This window comes from Pseudoalteromonas aurantia 208 (assembly GCF_014858725.1).
Taxonomy (GTDB): Bacteria; Pseudomonadota; Gammaproteobacteria; order Enterobacterales; family Alteromonadaceae; genus Pseudoalteromonas; species Pseudoalteromonas aurantia.
The window spans coordinates 2,152,908-2,165,582 of sequence record NZ_AQGV01000012.1 but is presented as its reverse complement, the minus strand read 5'-3'; the positions used below and the strand labels follow the sequence as shown (position 1 = coordinate 2,165,582).

Genomic DNA, 12,675 nt, shown 5'->3' with positions numbered 1-12,675 from the left:
TTCAATATCATTGCTTTTTGACAACGATAAAGTAACTCGAAGCACCTTTATATATTTGTTCACTTTCAACTAGTTGGAAGCTTTCCGTGGTAATGAGTTCATCGATGTGAGCACTTTTGTATCTACGTATTGCAATTGGAATTACCCCTATTTTGGATAATATTGTGACCAGATACATTTGCAGGGAAACGAGTAATGATCTCTTGTCAGCTAGGCAAGGGGTTGAAGAAATAAAGAGACCATCATGTTTGAGCAGTTCATGTATTCTTTTGATAACTTTGAGTGGGTTGTCTACGGTATGTAGCATATTAAACGCGAGGACGACCACCTTGCATGTCAAAGGCAGCTCATGCATGCCAAAGACAGATTATTGAATGCGTATAGCACACGCAAATTAAATGGATTAGGAACGAGGAAAAATCAGGGTTAACCGTCAATATATTAGGGGCTGTTGATCTTTTAGGTTCATTTTTGCAGTAGTTTGATTGGGTTTTATACAAGGCAGAGGCTGCGTAGCATGGTTATTCCATGTGAGTCAGCCGATAACACAGTAGAAAAGCCAATCAAGCGCTGCCTACCGGTTCTTTTGAGCACCCCTTTCTCTTTGTTGCTTAATATTCGCTTAGATAACTAGGCCACATATTAAGCGCCGCGATAAAAGCATGCTCAAAGAGAACAAAAATAGAACAGCAAAGATCAACAGCCCCTAAGGCTAACACCCTGACCTTGAGCCATTTCAGATTATTTTAATCGCGTTTGTCGTGTGAATCATCGTTTGAATTGGTTATAGGCAGTGGCCGTTTATTTACGCATATAACGCGTAAGCCAATAGTCGACACTCGCATAACTTCCAGCACCATTAAAAAACAATACCAATAGCATAATAAAGTACGTGGCAGCAAACTCAATGCCATTTTTTAACACAGTCAGGTGTCCCGCTTCTGATAACCACGCATAATTTCCGTGTTCTTGTATAATTTCAATAGCTCTATTTTTACGAATACCGGCTTCAGCAATGAGATCAGTTCGCCATTCCCAGGGCACGGTTAACTCCGCTTCTGGTAAAACATGCCAACCAAACTGCCAGTGAGCGCTAACTGCAGCTACCACCATTATGACCATGAGCGGGATTGAGATTAAGCGTACAGCGAAACCAAACAATAATATAATACCGCCTCCAAACTCTGTTAGCGCAGCCAGCCAAGCCATTAATTCTGGCGCTGGAATACTCAAGCTATCGAACCAAAAGGTTACATTCTCAATGTTGTTTAACTTGTTGTATCCTGCGAGTATAAAGATAGGCGCTAAATAAACACGCAGTAATAGCGGACCAATAAAGTCGACTCTTCCTAACTGTTTGATGACATGTTGATAAGTGGGATAGATTTGATTCATGACCATTCCTTAAGCTATCTCTAACTGATTGAACGGAAACTTTTTACTCGAGAAGCGAGATTGTAAATCGTCAAAGCCACCGATATGCGTGTTACCAATAAAAATTTGCGGCACCGTTCTACGGTCACTTTTTTTAACCATTGCGGCGAAGGCAGCTGGGTCATTCGTTACGTCAATGGCGTTATATTCAAACCCTTGCTGCGTTAATAGTTGCTTAGCTGCTTTGCAGTAAGGACAGTAATCTTTATGGTAGATAGTTACTTTATTCATACGAAGTTTTCTTACTCTGTTTAACGTAAATTAAGTATACTGTTTGGTAATTCAATCCTTTGTATTCCTAAAGCCTGAAACTATGTCAGAAAGTCCTAATATTTATTTGAGCGATCCTGATCCGCTGAGTGTTTTGCTTACACGCTTAGATTTAAAAGCAGAGGTGTACGTCAATGGTGATTTTTGCGGCGCTTGGGCGATTGATACGGGTGGCAGTAAGCGTATTCCATTTCATTTAGTTGGTTCAGGTAGCGCTTGGCTGCATTTTGACGGAAAAGACGCTCAGCAGTTAAACGCACATGATTTAGTGGTATTTCCTAATGATGCCCACCACATTATATCAAATTCAAAAGCAAAACCTGCCCTTGAACTCGTTAATACACCAATGAGCAATGATGGCGATATTACTAATATGGTGTGTGGTTTTTTTGAATTTCGAAACCCACTGTTGTTTCCAATATTAGCTGCTTTACCTCAAGTTGTTGTTATAAAAACTGGAGAAAAGCAGGATGAGAATAGAATTGCGTTTTTAATAAAGCAGATGTTAAATGAGTTAAAATATGAACGGCCCGGTTTCTATACAGCGATTGATCAAATGGCTTTTTTGATTTTTATCGAAGTGGTGCGCCAGCAAGTCGAAGTGGGGGATTTAAGCAAAGGTGTATTGAGCGCCTTATTTGATCCAAGGTTAGGTAAAGCATTAAATGCGATTCATCAACGGCCTGAGTCAGCTTGGACATTGGAGGGGTTAGCACAAGAAGCATTTATGAGTCGTTCGACCTTTGCGGATGTGTTCAGTAAAACAGTAGGCTTAACACCCATGAAATATTTAACACAGTGGCGAATGAGCCAGGCGAGACACCTTTTAAAAACGACACAATTATCCGTTGCGCACATTGCTCAGAAAAGTGGTTATGATTCTGAAGCAGCCTTTCGAAAAGCGTATCGGAATACGTTGGGTGAACCTCCAGGCGTTGTTCGAGCACATTAACTTTAGTAACAATGTTAACCGTGGCGCGCATTGCCGATAAAACCAAAGAACAAAACGCCGTCGGATAGACGGCGCGCTATTGAAGTTGGTTATAGTTTGTTTGCTGGCACTTTTTCAACAGTTGGCCATTGTTGGTTCGCTTGTGAGATGTGCTTGGGAACATCTTTTTTCCATGCTTTGTAAACACTCAGGTTTTTGTTTACAAATAACTTACCGTCAACGATTTCAAACGCTTTGCCATCGATTTCAAACTTTTTACCAAAAGTCATACCATAGGCACAAAACCCGCCATACTGTGGTGCGTATTTTGATGGGTTGGCTTTAAAAGTATCACGGTTTTTTGCACTACTAAAACGATAAATTGCATCATTGTGAACGGCAGTAAACTTAGCAGAGCCTTCGACTGGCTTATTATCGGTAAAGTAGGCAACAGCATCATGTCCGGCAAGGATGACACCATTGGCATCTGTATCGGTATCAGCACCTGCACTCGCAAAAGCGCTGACACTCAGAGCCAAAATAGCAATAAGGTTTTTGAAAGGGGTTTTAAAAAATGTTGAGAATGACATGGTGTCTTCCTTTTGGGTTATTGTTAAGTACAGGGCTAGTTTAGAGAAAATGGTGTTTAGGGGATATGTTCAAAAGTCAGGTTGTTGTGTCTAAAAGTCCGTAGATCCATTAAAAAATGATTGAGACCCAGCATGTATAGTTATGTGGATATAACCGATGTTAAATACGTGATATGCAGTGGAGCAATGAAGTCGTAAATAGGCTGTCAGTCAGAGTGGGCATTAGCTCGCAAGTTACCATTGGCATAGTTTGTGAGCTTCTTTGTTGTATTACTGGCGTACCATCAATTTTAACTCTATGCGTATCAATAATTAGTGCGAGTGAGTTGAAAGTGTAATAATGAACTGCTCATTATGCTCTGTCAGGTGAAAGCCGATATTAAAGCGTTGCGCTAGCTTTGTGACTAAAGTTAACCCAATACCAAAATGTTCATTGGCTTGAACGACATTTTCTTTGGATATTGCGTTTAAAAATTGTATCTTCGTTTGGTCAATTAATATTGACCAGTGTCGTTGTTCTAGTTCCGCAGATGCGTGGTGAACGACATTATTGAATAAATTAAATACGAGTAATTCAAGCACTTCTTCTGGCATGGCGATTGGGCAAGGGTGTTTCACTTCTATGTTTGTTTTTACTTGATGGACAGCCATCAAATCTTGCATGCTGTTGATTGTCTTTCGTATGATGGCAGCTGCATCAATGTGACAATCATAGGTGTGCTGTGACGTGAGCCATAAAAGGCCGTTGCTTAGTCTTTGCATTCGTTGAACTGATTTTTCTAATCGCTTAAAAGCGGGCACTGAGACTATTTCATTCTGAGTATGCGCTAATAACTCTATAGAGTTTTGCATAACTTGCAGGGGGGTGCGTAATTCGTGTGCCATACCTTGATTGAAGCTTTCCTGTTGTGCTAGAAGTGCCGCTTTTTGATGTAATGCACGATGCAATTCTTCGGCTATCTCCCTCACATCTACTTCTTGAATATTGTTAAACGTTTTGCGCTCCAATGGATAAGTGCTGGATTTTTTTAAAAACATCTCACGCAGTTGATGAAATGGTTTCAATGCATGCTTAGCTGTCAGGTGCGCTACCCAGTAGGTGAGTAATGCACTGGGAATTAAAAGTACGCATAATATTAGGAAAATATCATCTAAGGCACGTTGTATTATGGCCGCTTCTGTTGTGTCGTATAGTAAAGTACCTTGCTCGGTTACCAAATAGTGATAGTGGTGGTTACCGACATTAAACTCTCCGCGTTCTTGGTTACTATCTAATTCAAGGTAACGTAGCTTTTGCAGCAAATCAGGCTCTAGAGTTTTATGGGTTTGTATTAAGGTCATATTGTTAGGTGTTGGGCCGCCATTTTTTATTTGCTCGTGTGCTTGCTTTAGCCTGTCATTTAATAATATATCTTCAAAGGCATACGAGATCAGCAAGATGGCGCCAGTAAAAAGCATCACGATTGAAAAGCTAAGCAGTGATAAAACTCTGACGAGTCTACTTGATAAACTTGGCGCTTCAGTCAGTTTTAGATTAAGGATCATAATAGATAAAGCCTACTTTTCTTGGTCGTCGAGTTGAAACTTATAACCGACACCGCGAATGGTGGTAATAAACTCTTGGCCAAATGTGGTCTTAAGTTGTTTTCTTAACTTGTACACATGTGCCCTGAGCGGATCACTGTCTGGTGTATCCTCATTCCATAAAAATCTATGAATATGCTCGGTTTTCACGGTATTGGGTGCCTTTTGCAATAAGAGTTTTAGTAACTCAAAACCAACCCGATGCAATTGCGTGGAGGTATTGTTAAACGACATAGTCATATCATCGCAGTTCAAGGTAACATCATTTAAGTTAATTTCATTCTTTGAGCTACTGTTATTAGATACCTTTGCTAAACATACGGTAATTCTTGCTGACAGCTCGGCAAGGGAAAATGGTTTCGCTAAATAATCCCAAGCACCGCTATCAAATCCAGCTAAGATATCTTTTTCAGTATTTCTAGCTGACATAATGACCACAGGAACTGACGTGAGTTGCGTGGTTAGCAGTGTACGACATACATCTAACCCATCGACAAATGGCAGATTTAGATCGAGCAAAATCAAATCGTAACTATTGGTGGCAATAAAGGTTAATGCTTGTTTGCCGTTATAAGCAAAATCAAGTACGTGTTGGTGTTCAAGGAACTCTGCTATGCCACGTGAAATATCAATGTCGTCTTCTACACACAGTATGTTAGCCATCGTTTTCCCTTTAAAATGCGTTATTCTCAATAAACAGGAGTGTGTTAGTAGGCGAGTAGGTTTCACCTAACTCACCTTGTTTAGCGGCTAATTATTAATTAGTTGGTATACCTGTGGGATCAACCACTTTTCAAGACCAACCCAACCATCTTCAACTTGCATCATAGCAACGACTTCTAGCTCAGATTGCGGATCGCCCCAAAATATGGTGCCACCCATCCCGCCCCAGAAAAAAGTGCCTTGTTTTCGGGTATCTCCAGTCACTTCTTTAATGCCAATACCATAGCCAAAGCCTGTGCCGTTATATACGCGTGGCATAAAGTGAGTATCTAAGCCTTTGGTGTGCGAGCTCAGCATTTTGTCGATTAATTCTTCTGACAATAATTGTGCGTTATTGTGCTTACCTCGATTAAGTAACATACTAACAAACTGACTATAGTCTGTCGCAGTAGAAATTAGGCCTCCACCGCCTGATAATAGGGTTGGTTTCTCTAGAAATTTACTGTCACTGCCTTTTTCAACAAACAAGATTTTTTCTTTGTTAAAGATATAAGCTTGTTCAAATGTCCCAGCGTCATATTCATACATATCAACTAATCGCTCAGCTTGTTCTGTTGGCACGCTGAAATGTGTGTCTTTCATATTGAGCGGTGTGAATATATTACGAGATAAGTAAGTGTCTAATGGCATGGCAGCGACTTTCTCAATGATGGCACCTTGAATGTCACTGGCTATGCTATATTCAAATTTTTCACCCGGAGCGAACTTTAAATCGATACCAGATAAGTCATTAACAAGGTCCTCTAAGGTATTATTTCGACTGAGCGGGTTCGCAAGTAAATACCTTATATCGACCCAGTTTTTAATGCCCCCGCCATAGCCAAACCCCGCGGTGTGTGAGAGCAACTGATGAATGGTCACCACCTGTTTTACACCATCAACTTCAAATGGTTGGAATTTAGGCAAATATGTTCGAATGTCGTCTTCTAGCGATATTTTTCCGCTATCAACAAGTTGTAATAACGCAAATGCAGTAATCGGTTTACTCATTGAATAAATTCTAAATAATGCATCTTTGGTAATAGGCTTGTCGTTATCCACATTTACTTTTCCATGTGCGGAGTAGTGAATAATTTCACCTCGATGTTTTATTTTTAATACTAAACCCGGCAAATCATATTTATTGAGTAATGCGTCTATATTTTGATTGAGAGCTTGGGTCTTGGTTGCAACAATCAACGCTTGTTCTACAGGTTCACTGTAGGCAGCGACGACAGCAGGTTGAATTAACAGATTCATACCAATCGAGCATAAAGCGAATATAACCTTTCGTTTTAAATTGTTCATTTTGATCCCTTAGTTATTAGGTCTACGTTGTTTCGATGAAAGTAATATAAGCGAGTCAATGTAAAACCAATGTAAACTCAGAGGAATGTTGGATGAATATTGCTGTTTAATGATGCCTTCACCTTAGCGCTCAGTGTGCTTATCTCTATTTAAACGTCGTTTTTATTTATGGCAAATTGCGTGTCGCACAGTAAGGTGGCCAAATTCAATGTATCACTACAATACGATGACAGTGAATCAACCGAATACTAAGTGCGTATTAACTGCAATAGGTAAGTTGTGAGGATTAAACAATCATTCGATTTGTCACGTTGGTTGAGTTAGTTGTTGGGCCCACTTTTCCTGTGTGTACTTGAAATGGTAAGGCTGTAATTAGATGAATACGAGTTACCCGTGCTCCACGATGGGGAGTGTGACAGTGAACTCGCTGCCTTTCCCTATTTCACTGCTGACACTTAATTCACCCCCATGGACCAAAGCAATGCGCTTGCATAAAAACAGCCCTAGCCCAACCCCCTGGCTGTTTCGGTTATCTACTCCTGTCGCTTGTGAAAAAGGGTCAAATATTTTCGGAAGAAACTCAGCTTCTATGCCGGAGCCAAAGTCTCGAACGCGAATAAATAACTCCGTGCTTTCTTTCGAACAGGTTAGGATCACTGGACTCGAACTGTGCGAATGCGTGAGGGCATTCTCGATGAGATTACGAATCAAGAATTTAAAGCGCCCGAAATCAATATCTATGGCTATTTCTGGAATTGTACCTTCAACCCTTAATGCGGAATTGTTATCGAAACTATCGAGTATGCCAGTGAGGACATTTGGGAGAAAGTAAGTTTCAAGATTCACTAGTTTGTGAGAGTCTTTCAGGCGTTCACTTTCTAATAACTGTTCGACAATCTCGTCCATCTTGTTAATTTCACTATTTAACTTCGATACGGTTTCGTTATGAGTGAGTAGGGCTAGTAGCACTTTCATTCTGGCCATAGGAGATCTCAACTCATGACTGACGGAAAGCAGTAGCTCATTTTTGGAGGAAAATAACTGTTCTATACTCTCCGCCATGGTGTTTAAGCCCCGGGTTAAATTACTTAGGTCGTTTTTTGGGTGCTTTTCAATTCGAGATTTAAAGTTGCCTTGGCTTATTTGTATTGCGCTATTGATGGCGGTGTTTATGGGCTTTAATTGACTATTAAGCACTTTATAGCTGATCAGTAGCACACATAATGCTGCAAACCAAGGCCACAATGTTAACCCGTTGGAATAGACAATCAAATTAGCAATTTGCGACGTAACGACAATCGTAGTGTTGTTCGATATGGTGTATACGAAATATTTAGCGCCGACTTTGGTAAAGTAGATCTTGCCAAGTGGTGTAGAGTTTTCTTGTAATACGGTTATGGTTGGCAGCTTGCCCCCCGTGTTCCAGTGTTGTGTGCCGCGCGTTATTTGTATTTCAACACGGTTTTTTTTCGCTTCTACTTTGAGCTTTTTAATATCAATAGGTCCTGCGACAAGTTTGGCCATTATCTCGTATAGTGCGTCATGCCGATCGTAAACTATTTTCTTTGCTTCTTTTTCTGACAGAGAAAAACTCCCCAGCAGAATGAATACCACCAATAGAATTGTTGTCACAGTGAATAGCAAAAAAAAGCGGCCATACAAGTTTAAATGAGGTAGCGTCATAGCGGTGTGCCAATAAATGTGTAGCCAATACCTCTTATCGTTTTCACAAACCTAGGCGTTGATGGGGAGTCGTGTAGCTTCTGTCTTAATCTACTTAGCAATATATCGACTGAGCGTCCAAATAGGTCGATTTCAACTCCTTTTAAAGCGCCTATAATTTGCTCTCTATTGAACACTTTGCCAGGATGGGTGGCTAGCGTGTAGAGTAAATGATACTCCATGCCCGACAGCTTTACTTCGCTGCCGTCGACTTTGACGAGTTGTTGTTTAGGGACTATTTCTAATCCAATAAATGTGATTAGTTCAATGGGCTCAAACTGCTTGGTATTATTATCTGTACTTCTGCGCAGTAACGCGTGTACTCGAACCAATAACTCTAATGGTTCGAATGGTTTAGGCAAATAATCATCGACACCAATTTCGAAACCTTGGATCTTGTCTTCTAACCGACCTCGCGCTGTGAGCATAATTATAGGCAAGCTATGGGTTGTTCTAATCTTTTTACATAAAGTGAAACCATCAATTTTGGGCATCATCACATCTAATAACAATAACGCGGGAGATTCAGTTTCTAACAAGTCTAATCCATGCAATGGATCATTGGCATAAATTAACTCAATTTGGTGCTGATGGAAAAAAATGGATAAGCTTTCAGTTAAGCACTCGTCGTCATCAATCATTAGTAACTTTTTCATAGCAAATAACTTGGTAATTTGTTGAGTACCATACTCCCTGATTGGCTGCCTAAAAACAATTCTACTGATGTCATTGTTACACTATGTTACCCAATGCTGATATAGAAACGGGTAAGATTTCTCCAAGTTAATTTTACGGAGTGACTCTATGTCATCAATCAATTACCCCAATCACAAGGTTGCGGCAAAAACGATAGCGGGATTAATGCTGTTGCAAATGGCGTTGGGGTTACTGCTAAACTTCTACTTTTTAACGCCCATTCTTACTTACGATGGTTCGGCCTCTATAGAGGAGATCACAGTCATTTTGGGATGTGCCACGCTCGTTGCTTTGCTGATCAGCGCAATTAATTTAGTGTTCGGGCTGCTTTTACCAAAAAGTCGTATCAAGGAATATGAAGGAACATTTATCTCCCTTATCGTATTCGCTGCGGTAGGAATAGTCTTATGCGCATATGAATATGCAAAACTTGCTGAGTATGTCTCCTTTTTATCCTCTTTTTCTGTCCACGAGTCTAATACGAGTGTCATGAAAAAAATGTTAGCCGTGGGGAGAAACGAAGCCCATTTTTTTTCTATTTTTATGTCAAGTTGTAGTCTAGCTGCGTTCTATATTTTACTGATCCGTGCTGAGCTAATCGCGAAATGGATTGCTTACCTTGCACTCGCATCGTGTGTATTACAACTGATTGCGGTTGGACATACTTTTTTTCAAGCACCGACCCCAAGCTTAGCTCAGCTACCGCTGGCACTGTCACAATTATTGGTCCCCATTTATCTGTTAGCCGCTGGATTTTTAACATCACTCGGCGCACGTACAGATAACCTTCAATCAAATAGCTAGGAGAACAATTATGTTTTTATCAGTAATGACGTTACACATTTTGTCGGGCGCGATGGCTTTACTCGCAGGTTACGCCGTCATTCTTTTCCCTAAAGGAGAAAGCAGTCATAAGTACTTGGGAAGAGCATATGTCGGCGCAATACTAACACTTGGTATAACAGGTACTTACATTGCTATATTACGAGATGTTCCGATATCTATCATGAATGGCTTGGTGTTATGTTATTTTGTATTGTCGGCGTTAAATACGGTCTGGCAGCCTGTAAATCGCATCAATGTATTTGATAAAGCGCTTTTTGTTTTCGCCTTATTGTTAACGGTGGGTTTTATTTGGTATTCATATCAAACAACCCAAGTTGACGATGGAAAATTGGGGGGCTTTGGTATTGAAGCATACTTGGCTTTTGGTAGCGTCGTGGCATTTTGCACCGTGGCCGATTATCATTATATCAAGTTGGGAGGGCTAAGAGGCCGCCGCAAGCTGGTTAGGCACTTATGGCGTATGTTCTTTCCTCTTTTTATGTCAACTGCCGCTTTCTTCCTTGGACAAGCTAGGCATTTACCTGAAGCGTTGCAAAGCATAGAGTTTATTTTACTCCCTGTTGTATTCGTTATATTGTCAGCGGTTTACTGGGTAATAAAAGTAATGGCTAGGAAGCGCAGCCAAGCCATTTCATGGTCTCAGTTTGATAAGGAATAAATGAATTTGCCTTTAGAGGCCGCTTTTTCTCAACGCGGTCTGCGACTCATATCACTTTAAGTCAGTGCGCAAAACCAACAATTAGGTAAGAACGACATTTAGGCTTGCTGGTGGTGTATACATTGCAGCTGCGTAAAATTAATGTTTAGTGTGCGCCGACTTTGAGCTTTTTGGTTCGCGGCAAATTCAATACGTATAAAGCCACGATTAATACTCAGATTTACTAGGATCACTTTAGTCTCGGAGGCTAAAAATGGTTTTTACTTCTTTTAGGTATTTTCGGCCAACAGGGACATGGGTTTGATTGAATACCAAATCGTAATCAGCAGAAGTTCTTCGGTGAAGATGAAAGCCAGTTTTTAAGCCTATAAGGTAAGATTTATGGCAACGGGTCAGCTTTGTTATGGCAATAGAATTTTCGATGGCCTGAATGTTGGTATCAATTAGCGCTTCTTGAATACCATGCGCGTTTTGATAAAAAACGGTCGAATAGTTACCAGCAGCTTTTATGTATAAAGTGTGCTCTAGCAAAGATACGACCTTGGCAATGTGAGGGCATAGAGAGTTATTCGATTCAGTGATACTTAGCTGCTTTTCTGTGTCTGCTAATTGCTGCTCTGTTGTTGCTAATTTGGATTGTAGGTTTTTCCTGTGTGTTTGTTCATATGAAAAATGACTCAATGATTGTTTATACCAATACATTAATCCTGTGGCTAATAAGGTCATATCAAGCGCTGAGCCTATTTTTATCAGCGTCCATTTTACTTGATAGTCTATTAAAGAGGTCATAGATAAACCTGAGATAACACCGCAGAGAAAAAGTATACACAGTGCAGAGATATAAAATAGACTGTGCTTATGCTCGCACTTATAAGATAACATTGCAGCGGTGAGTGACGTTGTGAGAATAGTAAAACAAACGAGCAGTGCACAGCCATAGATAATTTGATAAAGCGTTGGTTCGGCGCTATTAAATGACAAGCAGTAAGAAAGCCAGATAATTGAAAGTATCAACTGACAGCGTTTAAGTATGCAGCCAAGCAGGCGCTGTTGTTTGCTAAGTTTTAGGTAATCATAACTAAAAAGGGCGAACGAAATAAAGAAAAGTAAGCCCAATGAATTGGCTGTAAAAAATGGCTGATGTGTAAAGTACGGTATAAAATGCGTCAGCCACCCTTCACCGGCAGCAATCCATACGGAGATAGAAGCCAATAAGATGGCATACTTTAGGAAAATGGCATGACGAAATAGTAAGTAGCTAATCAAGCTTAACGTAAAGATCAGCGCCGTAAAGCCAAAATATAGGCCATCTTGAACTGACGTCCATTTAATATAGTCGGTAAATTCCTGAGTATTTAAAATTTGGATGTCACCTCTTAAATAACGACCAGTGACTAAAATAAACAGCGGTTCAGAAGATACGTTCTTAGGCATGGCAATGCTGAGTATTTTTGCATCTTTAGAAGATGACTTCATAGGCTCTGTATACGGCGTTGCATTGACCTGATAACTTAAGCTGGCTTGTGTAAAAATATTATTTTTGGATAGAACAATCGTCAATTCTTCACTCGCACTAGTGAGTTCTGTGCGGCGGGGCATAATTTTAATGACTCCATGCTGGTGGGAGCCGAGGTTAAATGTGCCAGCATTAGATTTATGCCAGGGAATATCTGCATTTAATACATAGTCAGTGTTTTTATGGTGACTGAAATGCGTGAAAATAGAGAATCGATTTTTCGAGTCTTTTACTCCTTCCTCAGACAAGTGAGTTGAACTGAGTAAAGAAAAAGCCAATACAACGACAGCTGCTATCAAAATCAGTAAAACAGCATACTTGGGTGAGGTGAACTTTATACTGTTTATCAATTTATAATTAGACCATGAATTATTATTATTCAACTTAATCAATTGGTTAAGTGTATTCTGTTGCATGC

General features: G+C 40.2%; 13 protein-coding genes. 3 read left to right on the top strand and 10 right to left on the bottom strand.

Annotated features, from left to right (window positions below; genetic code table 11):
• Positions 1 to 7: 7 nt before the first annotated feature.
• From PAUR_RS23995 to grxC, 3 genes are all read right to left on the bottom strand, one after another.
• Positions 8 to 355, bottom strand: coding sequence for a methyltransferase domain-containing protein (locus PAUR_RS23995; protein ID WP_404821686.1), 348 nt, complete (start codon positions 353 to 355; stop codon positions 8 to 10).
• 446 nt (positions 356 to 801) lie between these two features.
• A complete protein-coding gene (locus tag PAUR_RS13210; protein ID WP_192508175.1) occupies positions 802 to 1,395 on the bottom strand; it encodes an HvfX family Cu-binding RiPP maturation protein in 594 nt (197 codons plus the stop codon).
• Positions 1,396 to 1,404: 9 nt separating this feature from the next.
• Complete coding sequence (gene grxC, locus PAUR_RS13205; protein ID WP_192508174.1) at positions 1,405 to 1,665, bottom strand: glutaredoxin 3; 261 nt, start codon at positions 1,663 to 1,665, stop codon at positions 1,405 to 1,407.
• Between the two features lie 82 nt (positions 1,666 to 1,747).
• On the opposite strand from grxC, the gene PAUR_RS13200 reads away from it, so the two are divergent.
• Positions 1,748 to 2,656 carry an AraC family transcriptional regulator gene (locus PAUR_RS13200; protein WP_192508173.1) on the top strand — a complete coding sequence of 303 codons (909 nt, stop codon included), beginning with the start codon at positions 1,748 to 1,750 and terminating at the stop codon, positions 2,654 to 2,656.
• Positions 2,657 to 2,745: 89 nt separating this feature from the next.
• Here PAUR_RS13200 and PAUR_RS13195 read toward each other — a convergent pair whose 3' ends face one another.
• The 6 genes from PAUR_RS13195 to PAUR_RS13170 all read right to left on the bottom strand — a co-directional run bounded on the left by PAUR_RS13195 (position 2,746) and on the right by PAUR_RS13170 (position 9,197).
• Positions 2,746 to 3,225, bottom strand: a complete 480-nt coding sequence (locus PAUR_RS13195; RefSeq protein WP_192508172.1) for a YHS domain-containing (seleno)protein — start codon at positions 3,223 to 3,225, stop codon at positions 2,746 to 2,748.
• 312 nt (positions 3,226 to 3,537) lie between these two features.
• The gene (locus PAUR_RS13190; RefSeq protein ID WP_192508171.1) at positions 3,538 to 4,770 is read right to left on the bottom strand and encodes a sensor histidine kinase; all 1,233 of its coding nucleotides are present in this window, start codon (positions 4,768 to 4,770) and stop codon (positions 3,538 to 3,540) included.
• Positions 4,771 to 4,782: 12 nt separating this feature from the next.
• Positions 4,783 to 5,472 carry a response regulator transcription factor gene (locus PAUR_RS13185; protein WP_192508170.1) on the bottom strand — a complete coding sequence of 230 codons (690 nt, stop codon included), beginning with the start codon at positions 5,470 to 5,472 and terminating at the stop codon, positions 4,783 to 4,785.
• A gap of 87 nt (positions 5,473 to 5,559) precedes the next feature.
• Positions 5,560 to 6,819, bottom strand: coding sequence for a serine hydrolase domain-containing protein (locus tag PAUR_RS13180; RefSeq protein ID WP_192508169.1), 1,260 nt, complete (start codon positions 6,817 to 6,819; stop codon positions 5,560 to 5,562).
• Positions 6,820 to 7,206: 387 nt separating this feature from the next.
• Positions 7,207 to 8,502, bottom strand: coding sequence for a HAMP domain-containing sensor histidine kinase (locus PAUR_RS13175; protein WP_192508168.1), 1,296 nt, complete (start codon positions 8,500 to 8,502; stop codon positions 7,207 to 7,209).
• A complete protein-coding gene (locus PAUR_RS13170; RefSeq protein WP_192508167.1) occupies positions 8,499 to 9,197 on the bottom strand; it encodes a response regulator transcription factor in 699 nt (232 codons plus the stop codon). The genes PAUR_RS13175 and PAUR_RS13170 overlap by 4 nt, the downstream gene beginning before the upstream one ends.
• A 148-nt stretch (positions 9,198 to 9,345) precedes the next feature.
• Between PAUR_RS13170 and PAUR_RS13165 the strand changes: the two genes are divergently transcribed.
• Both PAUR_RS13165 and PAUR_RS13160 read left to right on the top strand, forming a co-directional pair.
• Positions 9,346 to 10,041: a DUF4386 family protein gene (locus PAUR_RS13165; protein WP_192508166.1), complete on the top strand. Its 696-nt coding sequence runs from the start codon at positions 9,346 to 9,348 to the stop codon at positions 10,039 to 10,041.
• 10 nt (positions 10,042 to 10,051) lie between these two features.
• Positions 10,052 to 10,741 carry a DUF2306 domain-containing protein gene (locus PAUR_RS13160; protein ID WP_192508165.1) on the top strand — a complete coding sequence of 230 codons (690 nt, stop codon included), beginning with the start codon at positions 10,052 to 10,054 and terminating at the stop codon, positions 10,739 to 10,741.
• A gap of 234 nt (positions 10,742 to 10,975) precedes the next feature.
• Here PAUR_RS13160 and PAUR_RS13155 read toward each other — a convergent pair whose 3' ends face one another.
• Entirely contained in the window at positions 10,976 to 12,673 is a 1,698-nt protein-coding gene (locus tag PAUR_RS13155) for a 7TM diverse intracellular signaling domain-containing protein (RefSeq protein WP_192508164.1), read from the bottom strand.
• Between the last annotated feature and the right edge of the window lie 2 nt (positions 12,674 to 12,675).

Excerpts from the sequence above, each read along its gene's own strand:
- PAUR_RS23995 (WP_404821686.1), bottom strand. The coding sequence starts at position 355 with ATGCATGAGCTGCCTTTGACATGCAAGGTGGTCGTCCTCGCGTTTAAT.
- PAUR_RS13195 (WP_192508172.1), bottom strand. The coding sequence starts at position 3,225 with ATGTCATTCTCAACATTTTTTAAAACCCCTTTCAAAAACCTTATTGCT.
- PAUR_RS13200 (WP_192508173.1), top strand. The coding sequence starts at position 1,748 with ATGTCAGAAAGTCCTAATATTTATTTGAGCGATCCTGATCCGCTGAGT.
- grxC (WP_192508174.1), bottom strand. The coding sequence starts at position 1,665 with ATGAATAAAGTAACTATCTACCATAAAGATTACTGTCCTTACTGCAAA.
- PAUR_RS13185 (WP_192508170.1), bottom strand. The coding sequence starts at position 5,472 with ATGGCTAACATACTGTGTGTAGAAGACGACATTGATATTTCACGTGGC.
- PAUR_RS13160 (WP_192508165.1), top strand. The coding sequence starts at position 10,052 with ATGTTTTTATCAGTAATGACGTTACACATTTTGTCGGGCGCGATGGCT.
- PAUR_RS13165 (WP_192508166.1), top strand. The coding sequence starts at position 9,346 with ATGTCATCAATCAATTACCCCAATCACAAGGTTGCGGCAAAAACGATA.
- PAUR_RS13155 (WP_192508164.1), bottom strand. The coding sequence starts at position 12,673 with ATGCAACAGAATACACTTAACCAATTGATTAAGTTGAATAATAATAAT.
- PAUR_RS13175 (WP_192508168.1), bottom strand. The coding sequence starts at position 8,502 with ATGACGCTACCTCATTTAAACTTGTATGGCCGCTTTTTTTTGCTATTC.
- PAUR_RS13190 (WP_192508171.1), bottom strand. The coding sequence starts at position 4,770 with ATGATCCTTAATCTAAAACTGACTGAAGCGCCAAGTTTATCAAGTAGA.
- PAUR_RS13180 (WP_192508169.1), bottom strand. The coding sequence starts at position 6,819 with ATGAACAATTTAAAACGAAAGGTTATATTCGCTTTATGCTCGATTGGT.
- PAUR_RS13170 (WP_192508167.1), bottom strand. The coding sequence starts at position 9,197 with ATGAAAAAGTTACTAATGATTGATGACGACGAGTGCTTAACTGAAAGC.
- PAUR_RS13210 (WP_192508175.1), bottom strand. The coding sequence starts at position 1,395 with ATGAATCAAATCTATCCCACTTATCAACATGTCATCAAACAGTTAGGA.